21 protein-coding genes are annotated in these 24714 nt (G+C 64.8%); 11 read left to right on the top strand and 10 right to left on the bottom strand.

From position 1 onward, the window contains the following. Positions 1-30: 30 nt before the first annotated feature. On the bottom strand, positions 31-819 hold the full coding sequence (locus OC450_RS33080; protein WP_211385448.1) for a class I SAM-dependent methyltransferase: 789 nt from the start codon (positions 817-819) through the stop codon (positions 31-33). Positions 820-1263: 444 nt separating this feature from the next. On the opposite strand from OC450_RS33080, the gene OC450_RS33085 reads away from it, so the two are divergent. From OC450_RS33085 to OC450_RS33100, 4 genes are all read left to right on the top strand, one after another. After that, positions 1264-4110 (top strand): beta strand repeat-containing protein, encoded by a 2847-nt coding sequence (locus tag OC450_RS33085; RefSeq protein ID WP_211385449.1) that lies wholly within the window; start codon positions 1264-1266, stop codon positions 4108-4110. A 235-nt stretch (positions 4111-4345) separates the two neighbouring features. Further along, positions 4346-6478: a type I secretion system permease/ATPase gene (locus tag OC450_RS33090; protein ID WP_211385450.1), complete on the top strand. Its 2133-nt coding sequence runs from the start codon at positions 4346-4348 to the stop codon at positions 6476-6478. Then, the gene (locus OC450_RS33095) at positions 6465-7916 is read left to right on the top strand and encodes an HlyD family type I secretion periplasmic adaptor subunit (protein ID WP_262049411.1); all 1452 of its coding nucleotides are present in this window, start codon (positions 6465-6467) and stop codon (positions 7914-7916) included. The genes OC450_RS33090 and OC450_RS33095 overlap by 14 nt, the downstream gene beginning before the upstream one ends. 227 nt (positions 7917-8143) lie before the next feature. Continuing rightward, positions 8144-9109, top strand: coding sequence for a tripartite tricarboxylate transporter substrate-binding protein (locus OC450_RS33100; RefSeq protein ID WP_211385452.1), 966 nt, complete (start codon positions 8144-8146; stop codon positions 9107-9109). Positions 9110-9255: 146 nt separating this feature from the next. Here OC450_RS33100 and OC450_RS33105 read toward each other — a convergent pair whose 3' ends face one another. The 3 genes from OC450_RS33105 to OC450_RS33115 all read right to left on the bottom strand — a co-directional run bounded on the left by OC450_RS33105 (position 9256) and on the right by OC450_RS33115 (position 11809). Continuing rightward, on the bottom strand, positions 9256-11118 hold the full coding sequence (locus OC450_RS33105; protein WP_211385453.1) for an ABC-F family ATP-binding cassette domain-containing protein: 1863 nt from the start codon (positions 11116-11118) through the stop codon (positions 9256-9258). A gap of 55 nt (positions 11119-11173) precedes the next feature. Continuing rightward, a complete protein-coding gene (locus tag OC450_RS33110) occupies positions 11174-11347 on the bottom strand; it encodes a hypothetical protein (protein WP_211385454.1) in 174 nt (57 codons plus the stop codon). A 213-nt stretch (positions 11348-11560) separates the two neighbouring features. Next, positions 11561-11809 (bottom strand): sulfur globule protein precursor, encoded by a 249-nt coding sequence (locus OC450_RS33115; protein WP_211385455.1) that lies wholly within the window; start codon positions 11807-11809, stop codon positions 11561-11563. 312 nt (positions 11810-12121) lie between these two features. Here OC450_RS33115 and ndk point away from each other — a divergent pair, with 312 nt between their 5' ends. Both ndk and OC450_RS33125 read left to right on the top strand, forming a co-directional pair. Then, positions 12122-12544 (top strand): nucleoside-diphosphate kinase, encoded by a 423-nt coding sequence (gene ndk, locus OC450_RS33120; protein WP_027535388.1) that lies wholly within the window; start codon positions 12122-12124, stop codon positions 12542-12544. Between the two features lie 41 nt (positions 12545-12585). After that, positions 12586-13446 (top strand): TerC family protein, encoded by an 861-nt coding sequence (locus tag OC450_RS33125; protein WP_211385456.1) that lies wholly within the window; start codon positions 12586-12588, stop codon positions 13444-13446. 3 nt (positions 13447-13449) lie between these two features. Here the strand turns inward: OC450_RS33125 and ppx are convergent, their stop codons facing one another. From ppx to OC450_RS33145, 4 genes are all read right to left on the bottom strand, one after another. Next, the gene (gene ppx / locus OC450_RS33130; protein WP_262049412.1) at positions 13450-14952 is read right to left on the bottom strand and encodes an exopolyphosphatase; all 1503 of its coding nucleotides are present in this window, start codon (positions 14950-14952) and stop codon (positions 13450-13452) included. 15 nt (positions 14953-14967) lie between these two features. After that, a complete protein-coding gene (locus OC450_RS33135; protein ID WP_211385802.1) occupies positions 14968-17160 on the bottom strand; it encodes an RNA degradosome polyphosphate kinase in 2193 nt (730 codons plus the stop codon). A gap of 167 nt (positions 17161-17327) precedes the next feature. Beyond that, positions 17328-18005: a DnaA ATPase domain-containing protein gene (locus tag OC450_RS33140; protein WP_211385458.1), complete on the bottom strand. Its 678-nt coding sequence runs from the start codon at positions 18003-18005 to the stop codon at positions 17328-17330. Between the two features lie 112 nt (positions 18006-18117). Further along, positions 18118-18660 carry a CDP-alcohol phosphatidyltransferase family protein gene (locus OC450_RS33145; RefSeq protein ID WP_211385459.1) on the bottom strand — a complete coding sequence of 181 codons (543 nt, stop codon included), beginning with the start codon at positions 18658-18660 and terminating at the stop codon, positions 18118-18120. 154 nt (positions 18661-18814) lie between these two features. On the opposite strand from OC450_RS33145, the gene purM reads away from it, so the two are divergent. Both purM and purN read left to right on the top strand, forming a co-directional pair. After that, positions 18815-19888, top strand: coding sequence for a phosphoribosylformylglycinamidine cyclo-ligase (purM, locus tag OC450_RS33150; protein ID WP_211385460.1), 1074 nt, complete (start codon positions 18815-18817; stop codon positions 19886-19888). Continuing rightward, a complete protein-coding gene (purN, locus tag OC450_RS33155) occupies positions 19888-20544 on the top strand; it encodes a phosphoribosylglycinamide formyltransferase (RefSeq protein ID WP_211385461.1) in 657 nt (218 codons plus the stop codon). Before purM ends, purN begins: the two co-directional genes overlap by 1 nt. 98 nt (positions 20545-20642) lie before the next feature. Here purN and OC450_RS33160 read toward each other — a convergent pair whose 3' ends face one another. After that, positions 20643-20849 (bottom strand): cold-shock protein, encoded by a 207-nt coding sequence (locus OC450_RS33160; RefSeq protein WP_007591938.1) that lies wholly within the window; start codon positions 20847-20849, stop codon positions 20643-20645. 378 nt (positions 20850-21227) lie between these two features. On the opposite strand from OC450_RS33160, the gene OC450_RS33165 reads away from it, so the two are divergent. Further along, entirely contained in the window at positions 21228-22352 is a 1125-nt protein-coding gene (locus OC450_RS33165) for an autotransporter outer membrane beta-barrel domain-containing protein (protein ID WP_262049413.1), read from the top strand. A 21-nt stretch (positions 22353-22373) separates the two neighbouring features. On the opposite strand, the gene OC450_RS33170 is transcribed toward OC450_RS33165, so the two are convergent. Continuing rightward, a complete protein-coding gene (locus OC450_RS33170; protein ID WP_211385463.1) occupies positions 22374-23414 on the bottom strand; it encodes a LysR family transcriptional regulator in 1041 nt (346 codons plus the stop codon). 74 nt (positions 23415-23488) lie between these two features. On the opposite strand from OC450_RS33170, the gene OC450_RS33175 reads away from it, so the two are divergent. Both OC450_RS33175 and OC450_RS33180 read left to right on the top strand, forming a co-directional pair. Further along, a complete protein-coding gene (locus OC450_RS33175) occupies positions 23489-24100 on the top strand; it encodes a hypothetical protein (RefSeq protein WP_211385464.1) in 612 nt (203 codons plus the stop codon). Next, a complete protein-coding gene (locus OC450_RS33180) occupies positions 24087-24707 on the top strand; it encodes a GNAT family N-acetyltransferase (RefSeq protein ID WP_211385465.1) in 621 nt (206 codons plus the stop codon). Before OC450_RS33175 ends, OC450_RS33180 begins: the two co-directional genes overlap by 14 nt. Positions 24708-24714: the final 7 nt, after the last annotated feature.

A 24714-nucleotide genomic window follows, 5' to 3' on the forward strand; every position in this document is an offset into this window, starting at 1 on the left:
GCGATCAGCCGCGCATGCTCGTCCCGATCGTCAAGCGGCTTTGCATCCCTTGATCGCGGTGGCCGAGGCGTGAACCGTGATCTCCCCGTTCGCGCTCGCCGGCAATCTTGCCTGTAGCCGGCGTTTGAGTTCCGCGCTCTCCGTCTCCGACAGCCTTCCCAATACGCCGGCCGGGCTGCTGACGACCATCGACAGCCAGTAGTCGTCGAAATTCGCAAACGTTCGCTCGACAACCAGTTCGCGAGTTTCGACATCGCGGATGCCGAGCTTCGCCCAAAGCGCTTTCAGTGCCTCGAACCGCGATACATCCGCACTCGGTGGGCGTTGCGCAGGTTTGCCGAGAGCGTCCATCTCCTCCCACAAAGGCTGCGTAGGCGAGCCGCCCCGCGAGATGTCCCAGGTGTAGGATGCGACCATGCCGCCGGGCTTGGTGACGCGGACCATTTCCGATGCACCTTTCTGCGCGTCGGGGACGAAGAACAGCACCAGCGCCATCACCGCGGCGTCGAAGCGGTTGGCGTCGTAGGGAAGCGCCATCGCATCGCCAATCGAAAACTCGACCGGCTTTGCCGATAGCTTCTGGCGTGCGGTAGCAATCTGTGCGTCGGAGGGATCGATCGCGCAAACGGACGAAGGGGCGGACTTCGCAACAAGGAGCTCAGTGAACGCGCCGTTGCCGCAACCGATATCCACCCAGGCCAATCCGGTGCGTGACGCCAGCCAATCGAGGAACAGAGTGCCGGCCGATCGGCTCCAGGGCGACATGAAGCGTTCGTAAGCTGCACCGTCGGTGAATCTGATAGGTTCCGGTGACGACATGTGAGATCTCCCTCAAATATTCCTTGTCTGGATATCCATCGAACCGGAAATGCTGGTCGCTCAACTATTGAGCGGGATCGTTCGTTATCGCTGGCGCCAATTCCGTCGCCGAGCTTAGTACCAAATGCATCGAGCCCACAGGTGCAATTTTCGTTCGGCTCGGCGTGCGCGTCGTTAGCTGCCCCGCAGCCTCGTCAAGCTGCGCGCTTGTCTCGAGCCGCGGTTCTTCCACGCGTTTGAAAATCACGGGGTCGTTACGCGTGATCCGTGATCAGCGACTCGTGATGAGAGCGCCTCCGCATCCGCTGTCGAATACTGCCCCGAAGCAAAACTGGAGGAAATCTCCAGAATAATCACGCGCGTCTCAAGCAGCGGCTCAAGAATGTCATGTGTGCGGCTGCTACGCATCGAAGGGAGGGGCTAGATCGATCGAAGGATATTTGGATGTCTACTACCTCTGTCTTTTCCCCGGTTACGGGGCAGCTCACCATTTTCGGCGACAACGCGAATAACGGCCTCGTGATCAGCCGCGACGAGGCAGGCCGCATCCTGGTCAATAACGGACACGTGAAAACGATCGGTGGCGAACCGACCGTCGACAACACCACCGCGATCGACATTTTCGGTCAAGGCGGTGATGACACGATCACCGTCAACGAATGCCACGGACCGATGCCTGCGGTGCACATTTTCGGCGGTGACGGCAACGACAGGATCACGGGCGGCTCGGGTGCGGACCTGCTGTTCGGGCAGGCCGGTGACGACGTGATCAAGGGCGGCGGCGGCAACGATCTGCTGTTCGGCGGTGCGGATAACGACGTCCTGGATGGCGGCAGCGGCGACAACCAGCTGTTCGGCGAGGCGGGCGACGATCTCATGATCTGGAATCCGGGCGGCGGCACCAATCTGTTCGAGGGCGGCGACGGCAGCGACACCGCGCGGGTCAACGGCAGCAACGACGCCGAGACGTTCACGATCACGGCGAACGGCACGCGCGTGCGGCTCGACGGCATCGGCGCCGCGCCGTTTTCGCTCGACATCGGCACCACGGAAAATCTCGTGCTGCACGCCGGTGGCGGCGATGACGTCATCACCGCGGGCAACGGGCTCGGCAGCCTGATCTCGCTGACGCTCGACGGCGGCGCCGGCAACGACAGGATCATTGGCGGCGACGGTAACGACCTCGTCATCGGCGGCAGCGGCGACGACATCGTCAATGGCGGACGCGGCAACGACGTCGCCCAGCTCGGATCGGGCGACGACACCTTCATCTGGAATCCCGGTGACGGCAGCGACACGGTCGAGGGCGGCGCGGGCACCGACAAGCTTCTGTTCAACGGTGCCAACATCAACGAGACCATCAATATCTCGGCCAATGGCGGCCGGGTGCGCTTCACCCGCGACGTCGCCAACATCACGATGGACCTCAACAGCGTCGAGCAGATCGAATTCGATGCGCGCAGCGGCGCCGACAACATCGTTGTCGGCGATCTCACCGGGACCGGCGTCAAGCAGGTGCTGGTCGATCTCGGAGCCGTTCCCGGCGAGACGCAAGGCGACGGCGCGGCGGATATTGTGACCGTCAATGCTGCCGGCGGCAATCAGCACATCGAGGTCACGGCTGAGGGCACCACCGTGACGGTGACGGGTCTGCCGGAAGTCGTGACGATCGTAAATGCGGAGGCTGCCAACGACCGGCTGGTGATCCAGGCGCTCGGCGGCAACGACGTCATTGATGCATCCCTGCTCGCCGCGGCGATCGGGCTGACCATCGACGGCGGCGCGGGCAACGACACAATCATCGGGAGCCAGGGGGCTGACACCCTGATCGGCGACGACGGCAACGACAAGGTCGTCGGCGGCCGCGGCAACGACGTCGCTCTTCTCGGCGCGGGCGATGATCTCTTCACGTGGAATCCCGGCGACGGCAGTGACACCGTCGAGGGCGGCACGGGAATGGATACGCTGGTGTTCAACGGCTCCAATGTGGCCGAAAATATGTCGATCTCTGCGAACGGCGGTCGTGCACTTCTCACCCGCGACGTCGGCGCCATCACCATGGATCTCAATGGCATCGAGCGGGTGCAGATCGCCGCTGCCGGCGGGGCCGACAACATCTCCGTCAACGATCTCTCGGGGACCGGAGTCACGCAGGTCGCGATCGACCTCAGCGCCGGCCCCGGCAGCCAGAGCGGCGACGGTGCGGCCGACCGCGTGACGGTGAACGGCAGCGCCGGTGACGACAACATCGCGGTGACGACCGCCGGCGGATCGATCGTGGTCAACGGGCTTGCGGCGCAGGTGACCATCGCTCACGCCGACGCCGGTGACGTGCTGACCGTCAACGGCGGAGGCGGCAACGATGTCATCGATTCGTCCGCGATCAAGGCGGGACAGCTGTTCAGCCTCAACATCAATGGCGGCGACGGCAACGACACCATCACCGGCAGCGCCGGCAACGACATCGTGATCGGCGGACGCGGCAACGATTTCGCCAATCTCGGAGCCGGCGACGACACCTTCATCTGGAACCCCGGCGACGGCAGCGACACCGTCGAAGGCGGCAAGGGCACCGACACGCTGGCGTTCAACGGCGCCAATATCAACGAGACCATCAACATCTCGGCCAATGGCGGCCGGGTGCTGTTCACCCGCGACGTTGCCGCCATCGCGATGGACCTGAACGGCGTCGAGCATGTCGACTTCAACGCCCTCGGCGGTGCCGACAACATCACGGTCGGTGATCTCTCGGGCACCGGCGTGAACCAGGTCGACCTCGACCTCGGTGCCAATGACGGCGCCGCCGATACCGTGACCATCAACGCAACCGGCGGGAACGACGTCATCACGGTGACCGAGCACGACGGCATCATCACGGTGTCGGGGCTTGGCCAGGACATCAACATCAGCGATGCCGGTGCGGGCGACAGGATCGTCATCAACGGACTCGATGGCGATGACGTCATCACGGCTTCCGGCTTGCACGGCGGCATCCAGCTCGTCGCCAACGGCGGCAATGGCGACGATATCCTGATCGGCGGACCCGGCAACGACACACTGGCCGGTGGAGCAGGTGACGACGTGCTGATCGGCGGCGGCGGCCTCGATATCCTCGATGGCGGTACCGGCAACAACGTCGTCATCCAGGGCGCCGCCTTCGCCGCAGCGATGATGCTCAACCAGGCCATGGCAGGCAGCTTCGTTCCGGCAGGTGACGGCCACGGCGAGATGCCGCTGGCCGATCCGCACACGGCACAGACCCAGACGCTTGCTCCGCCGCAGCACGCCTGAGTTTGATGAAAGCTGCTGTTGCAACGACGGAGGTGCACTCCCTCTCCCGCTTGCGGGGGAGGGCTGGGGTGGGTGTGCCTCCGCAATCGAGAACCCCGAAGAGGAAGAAGCCCTCACCCCGCCGCCATAGCCGATGCGAAGCATCGGCGTCCAACAGAACGGTGGCCACGGGCCGCCTATGGCGACCTCTCCCGCAAGCGGGAGAGGTTGAACGAGCCCGGCCCGGAGAACGCCCATGACGACGAATACGGTCTCGACCGATACGGGTCTCGACGCGCTGCTCACCCTGCTGCATTTGCAGGGTGTTGCGGCCGATCGTGATCAGCTCAGGCACCGGCTGGGCGCGGCAAGATTCGGCGCAGCTGACATCGTCCGCTGCGCCAGGTCTCTCGGACTGAAGGCACGAACCTATCGAACGCAGTGGAGCCGTCTGTCGGGCAGCCCGCTGCCGGCGATCGCGATGCTGCGTGACGGCAGCTTCATGGTCATTGCAAAAGCCTCGGCCGACAAGGTGCTGGTGCAGTCGCCGCAGGCGCAGCGCCCGGTGCTGATGGAGCGCGACGAGCTGTGTGCGATCTGGGACGGCGGATTGATCCTGATGGCCCGGCGCGCCGGGCTCTCCAACCTCGGGCGGCAATTCGACATCACATGGTTCATCGCGGCGATCGGCAAGTACCGGCGGCTGTTCGGCGAGGTGCTGGCCGCCTCGTTCTTCCTCCAGCTGTTTGCATTGGTCTCGCCGCTGTTCTTCCAGGTCGTCATCGACAAGGTGCTGGTGCACCGCTCGCTGTCCACGCTCGACGTTCTCGTCATCGGCCTCGTCATCGTCTCGCTGTTCGACACCGTGCTGGGTATCCTGCGCAATTATCTGTTCGCGCACACGACCAACCGTATCGACGTGGAGCTGGGGGCGCGGCTGTTCCATCATCTGCTGGCGCTGCCGATGGCGTGGTTTCAGGCCCGGCGCGTCGGCGATTCCGTGGCGCGGGTTCGCGAGCTCGAGAACATCCGCAATTTCATCACCAGCTCGTCGCTGACGCTGCTCATCGACCTGGTCTTCACCTCGGTGTTCCTGGTCGTGATGTTCGCCTATTCGCCGCTGATGAGCTTCATCGTGCTGGCCTCGTTCCCGTTCTACATTGGGATCTCGGCGGTGGCGACGCCGCTGTTTCGGCGCAGGCTGGATGAGAAATTCCGCCGTGGCGCCGAGAACCAGGCGTTCCTGGTCGAGAGCGTTAGCGGCATCGAGACGCTGAAGGCGATGGCGGTCGAGCCGCAGATGCAGCGCCGCTGGGAAGAGCAGCTCGCCGGCTATGTCTCGGCGAGTTTTGGCGTCACCAGCCTCGGCAACACCGCAAGCCAGCTCGTGCTGTTCGTCAGCAAAATCGTCACCGCTGCCATTCTTTATGTCGGCGCGCGGCTCGTGATCGGCGATGCGCTGACCGTCGGCGAACTCGTGGCCTTCAACATTTTTGCAGGGCGCGTTTCGGCGCCGGTGCTGCGGCTGGCGCAGGTCTGGCAGGATTTTCATCAAGCGCGCCTGTCGATCGCGCGGCTTGGCGACATCCTCAACAGCGCGGCGGAGCCGGCTTACTCCGCGGGCCGCGCTGGGCTGCCGCCGCTTCGGGGCAACATCCGCTTCGAGCATGTCGCTTTTCGCTATCGGCTCGACGGGCCGGAGATCCTGCATGACGTCTCGTTCGATATTCCGGCGGGCCAAACCGTCGGCATCGTCGGCTCGTCGGGCTCGGGCAAGAGCACCTTCGCGAAACTGGTACAGCGGCTCTACGTGCCGCAATCCGGCCGCGTGCTGATCGACGGCATGGATCTCGTCATGACCGACCCGGCCTGGCTGCGCCGGCAGATCGGTGTCGTGCTGCAGGAGAACATGCTGTTCAATCGTTCGGTGCGCGACAACATTGCACTGGCCGATCCGACCCTGCCGATGGACCGCATCATGGATGCGGCCAAGCTCGCGGGCGCGCATGATTTCATTCTGGAGCTTCCCGAAGGCTATGACACCGTCGTTGGCGAGCGCGGCTCGACGCTCTCGGGCGGGCAGCGCCAGCGCATCGCGATCGCCCGCGCGCTGGTGACCAATCCCCGGATCCTGATCTTCGACGAGGCGACCAGCGCACTCGACTATGAGAGCGAGCGGATCATCCATGACAACATGAAGGAGATTGCGAGGGGCCGCACGGTCCTGATCATCGCGCATCGTCTCTCCACCGTCCGCGGCGCCGATCGCATCTTCACACTGGAGCGCGGCCGTCTGGTCGAGGACGGCACGCATGATGCGCTGATCAAGACCGGCGGCCGCTACGCCGCCCTGCATCGTCTTCAGGGAGGGATCTATGAAGTCGGCTAGCGCCGTCCCGGCCTCAAGGCCCGAGCACACCGTCGTTCCCTTCCGGAATGCGAAGAGCCGGCGCGCCGAGGAGGCCGCTTTTCTGCCTGCCGCGCTGGAGATCACGGAAACACCGCCGTCGCCGACCGGCCGCGCCATCGCAATGGCCCTGATGCTCCTTGTCTGCGCGGCGCTGGCGTGGTCGGCCTGGGGTACGATCGACATTGTCGCGTCCGCAGCCGGGAAGGTCGTGTCGAGCGGGCGAAGCAAGGTGGTCCAGCCGTTCGAGATCGGCGTGGTGCGCGCCATCCACGTCCAGGACGGGCAATCGGTCAAAGCCGGCGACCTGCTGATCGAGCTCGATCCGACCGTGAACGCCGCAGAGCGCGATCGTCTGCACGACGATCTCATGGCCGAACGGCTCAATGTCGCGCGGCTGCGTGCGGCCCTTGCAAGCGGCGAGGCGGCATCCGCCGATCTGGTCGTGCCCGCGGATGCCGATCCCTTGCTGGTCGCGACGCAGCGGCAGCTTCTCGCCAATCAGGTCAGCGAGCACAGGGCCAAGTTGGCTGCGCTCGCGCGCCAGGAAGCCCAGAAGGAGGCCGAATATCAGACCATTGCGGCGACGATCCACAAATTGGATGCGTTGCTGCCGGTGACCCAGCAACGCGTCGATATCCGCAAGACGCTGATGGAAAAGGAGATCGGCTCGAAGCTGACCTATTACGAGACGCTCCAGCTCCAGATCGAGCAGCAGGAGGAGCTTCGCGTTCAAGGCAGCCGCCTCAAGGAAGCCGAGTCAGCCGTCGCCGCGATCGCCGAGACCCGCAACCAGGCCGTGGCCGAGTACAGGAAGAGCCTGTCCGACGAGCTTGCCAAGAGCGAGCAGAAGGCAAATGGCGTCGCGCGCGACCTGATCAAGGCTCGCCAGAGGACAAGCCTGCAGCAACTGACGTCACCCGTCGATGGCGTCGTGCAGCAGCTCGCGGTCCACACCGTGGGAGGTGTGGTCACGCCGGCGCAGTCGCTGCTCGTGATCGTGCCGACAGATACGCGGCTCGAGATCGAGGCGATGATTTCCAACCGCGATATCGGATTTGTCGAGGCCGGGCAGGGCGCCGCCATCAAGATCGACACCTTCAACTTCACCCGTTACGGCCTTCTCGAAGGCCGGGTCCTGAGCGTCTCGCAGGACGCCATCATCCGCGATCGTCCGCCGGAGCGCGGCGACCGCGCGCTCGGGCAGCAGCACGACAGCAGCGAGCCCAACGGGCAGGAGTTGAGCTACAGCGCGCGCATCTCGCTCGATCGCAGCCAGATGCAGGTGGACGACCGCCTCGTCAGCCTGTCGCCGGGAATGGCGGTCACCGTCGAGATCAGGACCGGCTCGCGCACCATCATGAGCTACCTGTTGTCACCGCTGCAGCGCTACCGGCATGAGATCATGCGGGAACGCTGATTCCGACCTGCTGCCGCCGACCGACCTTCGGCGGGAACATTTGGATTTGGATCGGGCTCGTGTCATTCGGGTCCGCCCGCTGAGACAATATCGCCGAGCTGAGGGTCGATCAGGTTTCCCGGTAGCTACGCCATGCCGCGGGGCGACACGCCTGATGACGTCGTTTCGTGATGGTCGCGCGGCCATGAATGGGTACATATGGCGCGAGCAAAAATTTGGAGGAAAGTATGCGGTTCATTGCCCTCGTATCGGCTCTGCTCTTGCCGTTTGGCGCGGCGCTCGCCCAGGACTATCCGGTCAGGCCCGTCACGATGCTGGTGCCATTCGCCGCCGGCGGCCCCACGGACACCATTGCTCGCCTGACCGCGGCTGGCATGTCGAAATCGCTCGGCCAACAGATCGTCGTCGAGAACGCTCCCGGCGCCGGTGGCACCATCGCCACGACCCGCGCCTCGCGAGCCCAGCCCGACGGGTACACGCTGCTGATCCATCATGTCGGCCTGTCGACCGCCGCTACGCTGTACCGCAACCTCAGCTATGACACGAAGACGGCCTTTGCGCCGATCGGGCTTGTGACCAATGCGCCGATGACCATCATCGCGCGTCCGGATTTCCCGGCCGACACGCTGAAGGAATTGATCGCCTACGCCCAGCAGCAGGGCGACAAATTGACCTATGCCAATGCCGGGCTCGGAGCGGCGTCGCACCTCTGCGGCATGCTGTTCATGACGGCGATCCAGAAGCAGCTCACCGCGGTGCCCTACAAGGGCAATGGCCCCATCATGAACGATCTTCTCGGCAGGCAGATCGATCTCACCTGCGACCAGGCGACGAACACGACCGGCCCGATCCTGTCGAAGCAGGTCAAGGCCTATGCGATCACCACCAAGGAGCGGCTGAAGAGCCTGCCCGATCTGCCGACGGCCGACGAGGCCGGCCTCAACGGGTTCGAGCTCGGTGTCTGGCACGGCATCTATGCCCCCAAGGGCACGCCGCCGGTGGTCGTTCAGAAGCTGACGGCGGCGCTCCAGTCCGCACTCAAGGATCCCACGCTGATCGCTCGGTTCAACGACATCAACACGGAGCCTGCCCCGCAGGAGAAAGCGACGCCGGAGGCGCTCGCCGCCATGCTCGCGAGTGAAGTCGACCGCTGGGCGCCGATGATCAAGGCAGCCGGCCAGTTCGCGGATTGAACCACTCCGGCGCAATTTGCGCCGGCATCGCCGCCTGGGTGGCTCTAATCGCCACGGCTAAAGAACGTCCCATTCAATGGGTAATCGCCAGGTAATAAAATACCGGTACTTTGCATGGGGTTGTTTTTCACATTTTGATGGGGAGCCTAGCCCGCCGCCTCATCGAACTGCGTGCTCGCCTCGAGCCACTGCTCCTCCGCGCGCGCCAGCGCCTCTGATGCATTGGCGCGCGCCTTGGACAGTTGCGCGGCCTGCTTGGGGTCGCGGCTGAAGATGTCGGGCAGCGCCAGTGCCGTGTCGATCTTGGTGATGATCTCGGTGACCCGTGCAATCTCGCTCTCGGCTTCCGCGATGCGCTTCTTCAGCGAGCCGCGATTGTCCGACTTCGGACGCGGCGGCTTCTCGCTCACGGCGCTGCGCTCGCGCGGGGCGGGTTCGCCGTTGCGCGACGACAGCACCAGGCGGCGATATTCGTCGAGGTCGCCGTCGTAATTGGTCACGGTGCGGTCGGCGACGATCCAGAGCCGGTCGGCGCAGGCCTCGATCAGATAGCGGTCGTGCGAGACCATGATGACGGCGCCGGGGAATTCGTTGATGGCTTCGGCAAGCGCGGCGCGGCTGTCGATGTCGAGATGGTTGGTCGGTTCGTCCAGGATGATCATGTTGGGGCCGAAGAAGGTCGCAAGGCCCAGCAGCAGCCGCGCCTTCTCGCCGCCCGACAATTTTGCAACCTTGGTGTCGGCCGCCTTGCCGGAGAAACCGATCGCGCCGGCGCGTGCGCGCACCTTGGCTTCCGGCGCATCGCCCATCAGCTTGCGGACGTGGTCGTAGGTCGAGGCGTCCTCGTTCAGCTCGTCGAGCTGGTGCTGCGCGAAATAGGCGATCGACAGCTTGTCCGCGCGCGTCACCTTGCCCGAGAAGGGGGCAAGGCGCCCGGCGAGCAGTTTGACCAGCGTCGACTTGCCGTTGCCGTTGGCCCCGAGCAGCGCGATGCGGTCGTCATTGTCGATGCGCAAGGTGACCCGGCCGAGCACGGGGCTGGCCGGATCGTAGCCGACCGCGGCGTTGTCGACGGCGATGATCGGCGGCGACAGGATCTTCTCCGGCGCGGGAAAGCTGATCTCGCGCACGTCCGCGGTCACCAGTGCCGTGATCGGCTTCAGCCGCTCGAGCATCTTCACGCGCGACTGCGCCTGGCGCGCCTTCGAGGCCTTGGCCTTGAAGCGGTCGACGAAGGCCTGCAGGCGCGCGCGTTCGGCCTCCTGGCGCTTGACCGCCTTGGCATCGAGCAACTCGCGCGCGGCGCGCTGCTCCTCGAAGGAGGAGTAGGTGCCTTTGTAGAGTGTGAGCTTGCCGCGCTCCAGATGCAGGATCTGGTCGACCGAGCTTTCCAGCAGATCGCGGTCATGGCTGATCACGATCACCGTGCGCGGATAATGCGCGAGGTGGTCCTCCAGCCACAGCGTGCCTTCCAGGTCGAGATAGTTGGTGGGCTCGTCGAGCAGCAGCAGGTCAGGGGCGGCGAACAGCGTTGCGGCAAGCGCGACGCGCATGCGCCAGCCGCCGGAGAATTCAGCGCAGGGGCGAAGCTGATCGGCGGCGGAGAAGCCAAGGCCGGAGAGGATCGCAGCCGCGCGGCTTGGCGCCGAATGCGCGTCGATGTCGACGAGGCGGGTCTGGATCTCGGCGATCCGGTGCGGATCGGTGGCGCTCTCGGCTTCATGCAGCAGCGCGTCGCGTTCGAGGTCGGCCTTGAGCACGACGGAGATCAGGCTTTCGGGGCCGTTCGGGGCTTCCTGCGCAAGGCTGCCCACGCGCCAGCGCGGCGGCAGCGTCACAGTGCCGTGCTCGGCCGACAGTTCGCCGCGGATCACCTTGAACAGGGTCGACTTGCCGGTGCCGTTGCGCCCGACCATGCCGACCCGTGATCCGGGCGTGATCTGCACGGAACTCTGGTCAATCAGAAGGCGTCCGGCGAGGCGGATGGAAAGGTCGGTGATGGACAGCATGCGGCCTTGTCACCGCAGGCGGGCGCAAACGCAACCCGTTTTTCCGGATTTGCCGTCAGTGCGAATCGCTGTCGCGCTGCTTCAGCTCGTTGAGGAGTTGCTCGAGATGCGTCGGGAGCCTGGCTTCGGGACGCAGGCTCTGCTGAAGCCGTTCGCCAACGGCATCGCAGATCGAGCGGCTGGTGCGCAGGTCGATTTGTTCGCTGTCATCGGCAAGAAGGCCAGCCATGGCGGGGTTCCGTGTTCTCGAATGAGCGTCACGGTACCAAGTCCTTGACCCCCGAATGGTTTCGCCACTCGCGGAGATTGCCGGGCCTTCTAGTAAAAATTGTGGGAAGTCCTCGCATCTGCTCAAATACTAAGCCCCGGCGCAGGGGAACGACGGGGCTTCGCTTGGAAGGTACCTTGGGGGGCGGGTACCCTTGGAAAGGTGCTGTCGGGCTCAGTAGCAGCGGTTGATCATCCGCCAGCGGGGTCCCCAGGGGGTCGGGACCAGCCGGCGCGTATAGCAGCCGCCGTAGCCGTAGGAGACGACGGGGCCGCGGGCATAAAAGCGCGGGCCGCCGTAGCCGTGGCCCCAGCCGCCGCCATGCCAGCCGCCGCCGTGCCAGTGCGCGGAGGCGGAGGTCGGCGCCAGCGCGGCACCCAGCGCGACCGCAGCGACGGCGGCAAGCGAAAGTTTCCTCAACATGGTGATCTCCTCAAGACTGCCGGCGCGGGGCTATCGCGTCGATGGAAAGGCCGCCGAAACGGTCCGCCTGATGATCAGGCTTCGGTTTCGATGGGGCCGACCTTACGCCTGCGAAGCTGAACCGAACCCTGACGGAGGTTTCAGATTGGGTTCATCGGGGTGAAATTGTTGTAATCCATATTGGAATCAGGGGCTGGCGCCTGCGGCGAAGCGCCTGTGAGGGCCGCTCCGGCGGTCGCTTGCCGTCCGGCGGCAGCGCCGATATAAGCCCCGCAACTCCGAACCCTCCGCTTTCTCCTCAAGGACAAGATCATGGCCATCGAACGCACGTTCTCGATCATCAAGCCCGACGCCACCGCGCGTAACCTGACCGGTGCGGTTAACGCCGTGATCGAGAAGGCGGGCCTGCGCATCGTCGCGCAGAAGCGCATCCGCATGACCAAGGAGCAGGCCGAGACCTTCTATGCCGTCCACAAGGCGCGTCCGTTCTTCGGCGAACTCGTCGAGTTCATGACCTCGGGCCCCGTCGTCGTCCAGGTGCTGGAAGCCGAGGGCGCCATCGCCAAGTACCGCGACGCCATGGGCGCGACCGATCCGTCGAAGGCGGCCGACGGCACCATCCGCAAGCTCTACGCAAAGTCGATCGGCGAGAACTCCGCGCACGGTTCGGATGCGCCGGAGACCGCCGCGATCGAGATCGCACAGTTCTTCTCGGGCAACGAGATCGTCGGCTGATCCAGCCGATGAGTTAAGCCGACCGGACGAAAGGACGTATTGTGAACTGGCTCTGGCAGATCTTCGATCCCGCTACGATCGGGGCCTTCTTCACCCAGTTCCGCAACGAGATGGCCGAACCGACCTTCTGGGTCGCGGTCGGCAAGATCATCTGGATCAACATCCTTCTGTCCGGCGACAATGCTCTGGTAATCGCGCTCGCCTGCCGTGGCCTCAAGCCGCGGCATCGTCTCTGGGGCATGATCCTGGGCGCCGGCGCGGCGGTGCTGCTGCGGATCATCTTCACCGGCATCGTTGCGAGCCTAATGGAGCTGCCGTACCTGAAGCTGGTCGGCGGTCTCGCGTTGATCGTGATTGCCGCGAAGCTGCTCGTCCCGGAAAACGAGGACGAGGACGGCGTCGAGTCGGCCTCGCATCTGTGGCAGGCCGTCCAGATCGTCGTCGTCGCCGACATCGTCATGAGCCTCGACAACGTCATTGCGGTGGCCGCCGCCGCCAATGGCAGCGTGCCCCTGCTGGTGCTCGGTCTTGCCATCAGCGTACCGCTGATCGTCGCCGGTGCGGCGCTGATCATGGCGTTGCTGGCAAAGCTGCCGGTTCTGGTGTGGGCCGGCGCGGCGCTGCTCGGCTGGATCGCGGGCGAGGTGATTGCGACCGATCCCGGCATTGCCCCGAGGCTGCACACGCTGTTCGACGGCCCGTTCGGCGCCTCGCTGGACAACATGCTCGGCGCCTTGCGCATCCCGGCGCAATTCGGCCATGGCGGCGGAGGCGGCGAATATCTCTGCGCTGCACTCGGCGTCGTCGTCGTGCTGGTCGTCGGCACCATCTGGCGGAGGCGCAGCCTCAGTGCGGCCGCGCTGGGATCCTCCGAGCGCCACGCCAAGGTTTCTGCCGAATAACTTCTAGCGTCTGACGATCGAGCCGGCGCGGTTGATCAGCCGCGCGAGAGCGCGGAAACGGCTGCCGACGCGGTCGGCGACGAGATCGCCGAGGCGGTGCTCGAACACCAGCATCAGCTTGCGGCCCTGGCTGCGGAAATGCGTGGCGGGCAGGACGCCCGGACGCGCCGCCGAGATCAGATGCGCGACGCGGAAGGCCGCGCCGAGCAGGCGGGCGCGTTCGAGCTGGGTCGGCGTCAGCAGCTCCTGCATGGTGACCGGCGGCTGGTTCTCCTCGCTCAGGCCGGCATACCGATAAAACACGGACAGGCCGACGAAGGCGCGCTCGGTGTGGGTGATCGCGCCGAAATTGCCGTTGACAACGAGGCTGAGCGTCTGCTCGCCGCGATGATCAGGATGCACGCGCCAGCCGATGTCGGAGAGCAGGCAGGCCGCGTGGCGCAACCGGCGGTCCTCCGCGGTTTCGCGCAGCTTCACCACGCGCGCGAGGCGATCGGTCCAGGCGATCAGCTCACGGGCGTGCCTGGCCGAACGCGACAGCAACTGGTTCAGCTCCTCGGCCGCGCAGATCAATCCGTCCTTGTTGCGCTCGGACTCCGGCAGCTTCTCGTGCAAGAGGCCCTCGCGCACGCCGAAGGTCGAGAACACGATGGTCTTGGGCTTCGCCACGCGGATGATGTGCTCGAGCACTAGCGCCGCATAGGTGAGGAGAGGGCGTCGCGCATCGGCGACGATCTCGATGTCGGCAAGCGTGCCGGTGGCCACCAGACGGCGGAGGCGGCGCGAGAAGTCGAGCGCTTCGGCCGCGGAAATGGAGTAGCCGTGCATCACCTGGAGCGGATAGCCGCTCTGGATGATGTGGATGCGCGCGAGTGCGCGCCAGGTGCCGCCGACGGCGTAGAAGGTGCGGCCGCGGCCCGCCGCGAGCTGCGGCACCTCGTCGAGCTTTTCGCGGACGATGCGGTCGGCACGCTTGAGCGATTTGTGCGCGAGGTCTTGGAGCGCGAGCCCGCCGAGCGGCAGTGTCACGCCGCTGCGCACGCTGTTCTTGCGCACGTCGATCAGCTCGAGCGAGCCGCCGCCGAGATCGCCGACGATGCCGTCGGGGTGATGGATGCCGGAGATCACGCCGAGCGCCGACAACCGCGCCTCGCGCGGCCCCGACAGGATCTCGATCTTCACGGCGCAGATGCGCTCGGCTTTCGCGATGAAGTCGGCGCCGTTGGAGGCATCGCGGCAGGCGGCAGTCGCGATCGCAAACACCCGTCCGACCTGCATCACCCGGCACAGCGCACGAAAGCGCTTCAGCGAGGTCAGCGCCTTGTCGACGGCGTCGGGCGCAAGCAGGCCGGTGCTCTGCACCTCGCGCCCGAGGCCGCACAGCGTCTTCTCGTTGAAGATCGGAATGAGGCTCCGCGTCAGTCCCTCGTAGACGACGAGACGGACCGAATTGGAACCGATATCGATGACAGCGACGCTCGAGCCGCGCTTGCGCGGCCGCTTCACGTCAGCGATCCCGGATCAGGATTGATGGCGTTCATTACGGCGCGTGAGGCGGCGCGGCGAGGATTCCTTGAGCGACTTTCCACGGCCAGACAGACTCGGATTTGTCATGAAGTAGTTGTGGACGTTGAAAGGCTCCTCGCCCTTCGCGGTCTTCATACGCGTTGACGACCCGTCCGGCAACAATTGCCAGCTCTGCTCATTGTCCTTGAGGTTCGCGACCATGATCTGTTCTAGAACCTGCTGATGCACCGTGGGATTTTGCAGCGGACACAGCACCTCGACGCGGCGGTCGAGGTTGCGCGGCATCATGTCGGCCGAGGAGATATACACAGCCGCTTTCGCGCTCGGCAGGCCCTGGCCCATGCCAAAGCAGTAGATTCGGCCGTGTTCCAGGAAGCGCCCGATGATCGATTTGACGCGGATGTTCTCCGATAGGCCGGGAATGCCGGGCCGCAGGCAGCAGATGCCGCGCACCACGAGCTCGACCTGCACGCCGGCCTGCGAGGCCTCGTAGAGCGCGTCGATGATGTCGGGGTCGACCAGTGCATTCATCTTCATCCAGACCGCGCCGGTCCGACCGTGCCGCGCATGCGCGGTCTCGCCCTGGATGTGCTCGATGATGCGCTTGCGCAAGGTCAGCGGCGACACCGCCATCTTTTCGAGATCGCTCGGCGCCGCATACCCCGTGATAAAGTTGAACACGCGCGCGGCATCGCGGCCGATGGTCGGATCCGAGGTGAAGTAGGAGAGGTCGGTGTAGATGCGCGCGGTGACGGGGTGATAATTGCCGGTGCCGGTATGGACGTAGGTCGTGAGGCTGCCGCCCTCACGGCGCACCACCATCGAGAGCTTCGCGTGCGTCTTGAGCTCGAGGAAGCCGTAGACGACCTGCACGCCGGCGCGTTCGAGGTCGCGTGCCCAGCGGATGTTGGCCTCCTCGTCGAACCGCGCCTTCAGCTCGATCAGCGCGGTGACGGACTTGCCGGCCTCGGCGGCTTCGGCAAGTGCGCGCACGATCGGCGAGTTGTTGGAGGTGCGGTAGAGCGTCTGCTTGATGGCGACGACGTCGGGGTCGCGCGTCGCCTGCTGGAGGAACTGCACCACGACGTCGAAGGATTCGTAAGGATGGTGGACGACGAGGTCCTTCTGCCGGATCGCGGCAAAGATGTCGCCGCCATGCTCGCGAACGCGCTCGGGATGGCGCGGCACGTAAGGGGTGAATTCGAGATCGGGCCGGTCGAGGCGGGTGAGCTGCGAGAGCTCGTTCATGGCCAGCACACCGTCGACCAGGAACACCTCGTCGTCGGCTGCCGACAGCGCATGCTGTACGAAGTTGCGCAGCTCCTCCGGCATCTTGGCGTCGATCTCGAGCCGGATCACGGACCCGCGGCGGCGTCGCTTGAGTGCCGTCTCGAACAGGCGGACGAGATCCTCGGCCTCTTCCTCGATTTCGAGCTCGGAGTCTCGGATGATGCGGAAGGCGCCCTGGCCGTGCAGATTGTAGCCGGGGAACAGGCGGTTGATGAAGAGACCGGTCGCCTGCTCCAGCGAGATCAGGCGCACAACCTTGCCCTCGGTCGGCAGGCGGATGAAGCGGTCGATCTTGCCGGGCATGCGGATCAGCGCGTTCATCTGCTTGCCATCGGCGGCGCGCGTCAGTTGCAGCGCCATGGTGAAACCGAGGCTCGGGATGAACGGGAAGGGGTGGGCCGGATCGATCGCCAGCGGCGTCAGCAGTGGGAACACGTTGCTGAGGAAATAGTCCTCGATCCAGGTCCGCTCCGCCTTGGTGACCTCCTTGCCGTCGACCAGCGCGATGCCGACGCCGGCGAGCGTGCCGCGCAGGTCGGCCCAGATCGCCTGCTGGTCAGAGGCAAGCTGCGACACGGTCTGGTTGATGAGAATGAGCTGCTCGGACGGCGTCAGGCCATCGGGGCTGCGCTCGGCAATGCCCTCGCGCACCTGGGCCTTGATGCCGGCGACGCGGACCATGAAGAACTCATCGAGGTTATTCGCTGAAATCGACAGGAATCGCACCCGCTCCAGCACGGGATGGTTGGGATTGACCGATTCCTCCAGGACCCGGCGGTTGAAATGCAGCCAGGACAGCTCGCGATTGATGAACCGCTCGGGGCTTGATGCGATCACCGGCAGGCCCTCGGCTTCTGGGGCTTTTTCTTTAACTTCAGCAGCTTGCGCGGAGTCCATCAGAAGTCGGTCCATCCAGTTCGCCCCAATTTGCGACTACGCGCAAAACCGGCGGGAGCATGTGTTAGTGCGATGACGTTTCGATGACATTGATGTTCCGCTGCCGCGCCGCGTCAAGCCGCCTTGGTGTCGGAAGGACTTGGCGTCGGGGGTTTTCGCGTCGGAAGTCAGACATCCCGGAGCAGTTCGGCGGCCAAGGCCCGGGTGACCGGGCGACCGAGCCGCAAGGCCTCACTGTCGAGCAGTTCCACGGCCTGCCGGGCGGCGGCCGAAGACCGCTCCAGGCGGGTGGCGAGGTAGCTCACCACGCTCTCGTCCACCGCGAGCTGGCGGTCGGCGCAGAACTTGACGATCAGGCCGCGGAAGAGCTGGTCATCGGGCGGCAGCAGCGAGACGACCGGCACGGCGCGCAGGCGCGAGCGCAAGTCGCGGAGCTCGATCTGGAGCGACGCCGGCACCTCGCGTCCAGTGAAGAGGACGTAGGCGCCGTCCTCGCGGGCGAGGTTCATGAGGTGGAACATGGCCCGCTCGTCGAATTCCTTTTCCTTGAGATCCTGGACCACCAGCGCACCGGTGGCGAGCGCCCCCGGAACGGCTTCGGCGGTCAGCCCATTGGCCGCGGTCGAGCGGGCGCCGGCCTCCTCGGCCCATATCGCGGCTAGATGGCTCTTGCCGCTTCCTTCCGGACCGGCCAGCCACATGATCCGGTTCGGCCATTCCGGCCAGGCATCGATAAGGGCAAGACCGGCTTCGTTGGCGGGGCCTTCAAGGAAATTGTCCCGGCTCAGGCTCTCCGCATGCGGAAGCGAAAACGCCAATTGTCGGGGATGAACGCGGCCTGCCACGCTTGCTTTGCTCCGTGCCGGCGCGCCGGCTTCGTTTGAAGAGAATCGACGTAATCGAGCCGGAGTTGGCCTTTTGCGGGGCCGCATCCCGGCTCATCTGGCTTCGATCGTGCTACTTGGCCTCGATCGTGCTCATGTGCCGCAGCCACTCGACGAGGTACAGCGACACCGAGGAGAGCGTGAAGACCGTGACCAGGCCCATCAGGATTATATCATAGGGGCCGGGCTTGAAGCCAAAGGCGAGGGAAGCCAGCACCAACGCAGCGTACGCGACCTGGGCCGCCGTGTTGAGCTTCGACACCTTCGACGGCCTCATCTCGACCGGCTTGTCGAACAGCCAGGAGACGATCACCGCAGTGACGATCATGATGTCGCGCGAGACCACCAGGATCACGATCCAGCGCGGAATGTCGCCCCAGATCCCGAGCGACAGGTAGATTGAGACCAGCAATGCCTTGTCGGCGAGCGGGTCGAGCAGGGCGCCGAGTTCGCTCGTCATGTTGAAGCGCTTGGCAAGGAAGCCGTCGACCGCATCGCTGATACCAGCGATCAGGAAGACGGCGAATGCCACCTCCCTTTGGCTCGACACGATGGCCCATACGATGATCGGGACCAGCATGATGCGGCCCAGGGTAATGATGTTCGGAATACTCACGCGGCGCTTCCCGGCACCCGGCCTGACCTCGAATCCAGCCCTTTAGAAGGCTGAACCCGTTGATATCTACATAGTATCGCGCTGGGCGCCATGCGAGCCATTGCGCGTCCCCTGAATTCGACGTAACCAGCCGCAAACCCACTGGAAATCGGGCATGACCGACCGCAAAAACGGCCTCACCTACGCCGATTCAGGCGTCGATATCGATGCGGGCAACCGCCTGGTCGACCTGATCAAGCCGATGGTGCGCGCCACCGCACGGCCCGGCGCCGATGCCGAAATCGGTGGATTTGGCGGCCTGTTCGACCTCAAGGCGGCCGGTTTCAAGGACCCGGTCCTGGTCGCCGCCACCGACGGCGTCGGCACCAAGGTCAAGATCGCGATCGAGACCGGCCTGCATGGCGGCATCGGCATCGACCTCGTCGCCATGAGCGTCAACGACCTCGTGGTGCAGGGCGCCGAACCGCTGTTCTTCCTGGACTATTTTGCCTGCGGCAAACTCGATCCGGAGGCGACCGCGTCGATCGTCGCCGGCGTCGCCGAAGGCTGCCGCGAATCCGGCTGTGCCCTGATCGGCGGCGAGACCGCCGAGATGCCCGGCCTCTACAAGGACGGCGACTACGACCTCGGCGGCTTTGCCGTCGGCGCGGCGGAGCGCGGCACGCTGCTGCCGCGCAAGGACATCGCCGCGGGCGATGCCGTGATCGGCCTCGCATCGTCGGGCGTGCACTCCAACGGCTTCTCACTGGTGCGCAAGATCGTGGAACAGTCCGGCCTCGGCTTCGCGGCGCAGGCGCCGTTCGCCCCGGTCATGACGCTCGGCGGCGCGCTGCTGACGCCGACGCGGCTCTACGTCAAATCCTGCCTGCGCGCGATCCGCGAGACCGGCGCGGTGAAGGGGCTTGCCCATATCACCGGCGGCGGGTTCACCGACAACATTCCGCGCGTGCTGCCGCAGCACCTCGGCGTCGGCATCGACCTCGCACGCCTGCCCGTGCTGCCGGTGTTCAAATGGCTGGCCGCCCAGGCCGGTATCGCCGAGCTCGAAATGCTGCGCACATTCAACTGCGGCATCGGCATGATCGCGATCGTCGAGCCCGACAAGGTCGACGAGGTGATGCAGGTCTTCACCGATGCGGGCGAGACGGTCGTGCAACTCGGCACCGTGATTCCGGCCGAGGGCGAGCACCGCGTCGTCTATAACGGCCATCTCGATCTGGCGCTGTGATGAAGCGCCGCGTCGCCATCCTGATCTCCGGTCGCGGCTCCAACATGGCCGCGCTGATCAAGGGCGCGGCCGCGCCGGATTTCCCGGCCGAGATTTCGCTGGTGATCTCGAACAAGGCCGACGCACTCGGGCTCGAAAGGGCAAAGGCGAGCGGTGTCAAGACGCTGGTGATCGAGAGCAAGCCGTTCGGCAAGGACCGTGCAGGCTTCGAGGCGGTGCTGCAGGCGGCGCTCGACCAGCACGGCATCGAGCTGATCTGTCTCGGCGGCTTCATGCGCCTGTTTACGGCTGAGTTCACCAGGGCCTGGTACGGGCGGATGCTCAACATCCATCCCTCGCTGCTGCCGTCGTTCCCTGGCCTCGACCCGCACGGCCAGGCCTTGCGCGCCGGTGTCAAACTGTCCGGCGCGACAGTGCATTTCGTGATCCCCGAGACCGACGCCGGCCCGATCGTGATGCAGGGGGCGGTGCCTGTGAGCGACAACGATACCGGGGCCACGCTGTCGGAGCGGATCCTCGAAGTCGAGCACCGCATCTATCCCGAAGCGCTGCGGCTGCTCGCAACCGGAAAGGTCCGGATCGAAGGCGACGTCTGCAAGACAACCGGGAGCGGGCCGTCGGAGAATTTTTTGATCGCGCCCGCCGTGACGAGCTGAAGCGCCGCACCAGACGCCTGGCTTTGTCGCCGAAAATAAAAATCCCCCGGCAGAGCCGGGGGCAACGTCATGATCTCTCGCGTCTGGCCTGAGAGAAATCAGGAGACCTTGAGGTTCTCCGCGGATGCCTTGCCGCGGTTCTCCACGAGGTCGTATTCAACCACCTGGTTCTCATTGAGGGTGGAGAGTCCGGCGCGCTCGACGGCGGAGATGTGGACGAAGACGTCCTTGTCACTGCCGTTCGGCTTGATGAACCCATAGCCCTTGGTCGGGTTGAACCATTTGACGGTGCCCTTTTGCGGCATCCTCAGTCTCCTCCGCTAGATACAAAAACGACGCGGCCGCTTTTCGCGTGCCACGCCACAAACGGGCTTCCGGAAGTCTGTTCGAGTCTTGAGTCTCAATGTCACGAAACGCACAGTCGAGCGGCCAATTCCGATTGTGTCCGATATTGCAACATGAAAATCGCCCGTTAGCAAGCCGCGCGCGAATTTCAAGTCCAGGCCGGCAGTCTCCTTCTGCAATTTGTGACCTGTGGCAGCGGAACCACAATCGAGGCAATAGCCTCGGCCATAGCGCGCCAACCGGTTGACCCTTCGTGGCAGTTCGGCACAAATCGCCGCACCTGCCGCGGATCGTGTTGCATTTTTGCGGGCCGCCATTTTGCTTCGGGATTTGTCGTCATGAGCTGCCAATCGCGGTCCTCCGGGACACGGCAGGCGACCGGGTTGGACCGCGTCCGGCGGGTTGCGATTGCGATGGCCGTTGCGTTCGTCGCGATGATGTCGGCGGCCACGTCAGGCTTTGCTCAGAGCCCGACGCCCACGCCGACGCCCACGCCAATTCCGTCGCCGACTCCCATTCCGGTGCCGACTACCGCCACGCTCGATCTCGGCTCGAATTTCCTCGAGCGGCTCGGCAACCAGTCATCTGGCGGCGTCAACCGGGCGTTTCGCACCAATCCCGGCGGCGGTGGTGCGTCGGCGAGCACGGAAGACCCGCGCTACCGCACCTGGTTCGAGGGCTACGGCATCTCGGTCCGGACGGATGCGGAAGGAGACTTCGTCGGCGACAAGCGCAAGACGTTCGGCGGCGTCGCCGGGTTTGGTGCGCGGGTCGCGCCGGGTGTCAATCTCGGCTTCTCGATCGATCAGAGCCATACCGACATCGACGTGCCGCTGGCGCTCCAGTCGGCGACGCTCGACCTGACGCAACTCGGTTTCAGCGGCTCGGTCGACAAGGGCCCGTGGACCTGGGCCTTCGCGGTGGTGCACGGTTTCGGCAAGGTCCGTTCGAGCCGGGACACCGGCTTTGGCCTCGCAACCGCGGGCTATCGCGCCGCAGTCGACGGCGCGCTGACCGAGATCAGCTATTACTGGACCAAGGACCAGATGCGAATCGTGCCCAAGGGCGCTCTAGAATATGTCCACGCCACCGGCGCGGCGTTCCAGGAGGCCGGTGGCCTCGATCCCCTCAATGTCGGCTCAACCGCGCTCTCGCGTGCGCGCGTCATGATCGGGGCAGAGATCGGACGCTACTTTATCTTCGACCAGAAGATCCTCGACCTGTCCGCCTACGGCAAGTTCGTCGACAATTTCTACCAGAACCTGGGATCGGTGCAGGTCAGCCTCGGCACCCAGAGCATCGTCGTGCCCGGCATCGGCGAGAGCCGCTACGGCATGGATGCCGGGGCCTCGGCCTCGCTCAGCCTGACCAACACTGCGCGGCTCTACGTCAATTACGACGGCAAGTTCCGCAACGAGCTGACGTCGCACCAGGGCACGGTCGGATTCGAATATCGGTGGTGAGGGGCGACCCGCTCTCGTCCCCTAGGTCGGCGTTGCCGCGATGTAGCCCGTCAATCCAAAACCCTCGCGCGCGGCCGTCATCATCGGCACCAGCGCGTTCGGATGGATGAACTCGTCGCGGAAGCAGGGATGGGTCCTGGGATCGAAGATCTTCTTCAGCCAATCGACCACGATCTTGTGGCGCTCGGAGGCGCGGAACTCCTTGTGGTAGGTGAGCCAGAGATCGGCGTGATGACTGACGCCGAGATCGACGGCGACAAGCGGGGCGCCGAGCGCGATCGAGACGGTCGGCAGAAAGCCGATACCGGCGCCGCGCTCCACTGCATAGAGCACGCCGACCGAGGAGTTGGTCTTGATCCCGACGATGCCCTCGAGCGATTTCAGCCCGAGCACGCGGGCGTAGGCGCCGTCGTCGACCTGCGGCGCGCTCTGCTTGATGATGCGGTGATTCTTCAGCTCGGCCAGGCTCGTCGGCACGCCGTAGAGGTCTTCGTACTCCTTGGAGGCGAAGGGATAGATGTGCAGACGGCCGAGCTTGGTAACGATCAGGTCGGGATTGGTCGGCGGCTCGAGCTGGATCGCGATATCGGATTCGAGCCGTGCGACGTCGGCCTGCTCCATCGCGCAGCGCAGGTCGACAGTGATCTTGCGATAGGTCTTCTGGAAGTCGATCAGTCGCGGCAGGATCCAGAAATTGCCGGGACCTTCGGTCACCGCCACGCGCACGGTGCCCGACGTATCGTTCGACGATCGCGAGGCGCGCCGGAAGACGTTGAAGGCATGACGCTCCATGTGCGCGACGTCGGCAATCATCGCGCTGCCTTCGTCACTGAGTGTGAGCCCGCTCTGGTCGCGCAGGAACAGCTTGCAGTCGATGCTCTCCTCGAGCCGGTCGATCCTGCGCATCAGGGTGGTGGAGGTGAGCCCGAGCTCCTCGGCGGCGTTACGGAAACTTTTATATTTTGCGCAAGCTAAAAACAATTTCAAATCGTCCCAGGACGCATCCAGGGTTTCTTCACGGTGCTGCATCATAGCAGCACCCCGGTGCAATAACTGCTGCATACGCCAAATCCCCAGCCGCTAAGCTCTACATAGCGGGGTACGAAAGCCGCGAACGATAGAGGGGCGATCTGGGTATGGAAAGGGGCTCGTTTGCCGCAAGGCATGATTTCGACGCGTTGCCGCTCAGTCCGGATGTCGATGTCCGCGGCGCACAATTTTCCGAAATTGCGGAGCTTTCCGAGATGGCGCGCCGGCTGGTGCCCGGCGTGCAGATCGGGACGGCGGAGCTTGCAAGATACTTCACCTTTGATCCTCAGAGCATCCTGGCTTTCAGCCGGAACGGCCGTCTGCTCGGCGGCATGGCCTTCCTCTTTCTCAACGACCGCGGCCACGACGCGCTGCTGCTCGACGAGATCTGCCTCACCGCACCCGAGACGCACTATCTCGCCTCTGCCGGCGAGGAGGTTTCCGCCATCTACATCTGGGCGATCGCCGCGACGGGGCGCGGTATCGCCGGTCTCGGCAAGGCCGCGGCTCATCTGCGACAGCTAAGATTTCGCAACGCGGATTGCTATGCGCAGCCGTCAACCGTGGCCGGACGTGACATCATGAGGGCGACCGGTTTCGAGCCTGTTCCGAGCTTCCAGCCCGACCTCTGGTGCTACGAGCGGCCCTGGCATCGACAGCCGATGCGCATGCCCGGCGCGATCATCCAAGCAGGGAGTTTTGCAGATGCACGGTACTAGAATTCCTCTCGCGAAGCCCGATTCCCGCGCCATCACCATCCGCCTCGCGCGCGATCTCAGCGATCTCATGCTGGTCACCTCAATCCGCTCAGCGGTCTATCTCGCCGAGCAGGATTGCCCGTTCGACGAGGAGTTCGACGGCAACGACATGGTCGCCGCGCATTTCATCGGCTATGTCGGCAACGAGCCTGCGGGCTGCCTGCGGGTGCGGTTCTTCGGCGATTTCGCCAAGGTGGAGCGGCTCGCGGTGCGGCACCAATATCGGCGCTCGCGCGTCTCGTTCAAGCTGGTGCAGGCGAGCGTCGACTATGTGAAGCGCAAGGGCTTTCGCAAGATCTACGGCCAGGCGCAGGACCGGCTGGTCGATTTCTGGGCTCATTTCGGCGCCAAGCCGCTGGGCCATAACCGAAAGATCACATTCTCCGACTTCTCCTACACGGAGATGCTGCTGGAGATCGAACCGGGACCGGACGCCATCACGCTGGACAGCGATCCCTACGTGATCATCCGTCCCGAGGGCGATTGGGACCGGCCCGGCGTGCTCGACGCCTCGGCAGGGCGGGTGGTGACCTCGCCGCTGCGAGACCTCGCGCTCGCCGACCGCTGAAACCGTG

This window comes from Bradyrhizobium sp. Bra78 (genome assembly GCF_024519855.1).
Taxonomy (GTDB): domain Bacteria; phylum Pseudomonadota; class Alphaproteobacteria; order Rhizobiales; family Xanthobacteraceae; genus Bradyrhizobium; species Bradyrhizobium japonicum_G.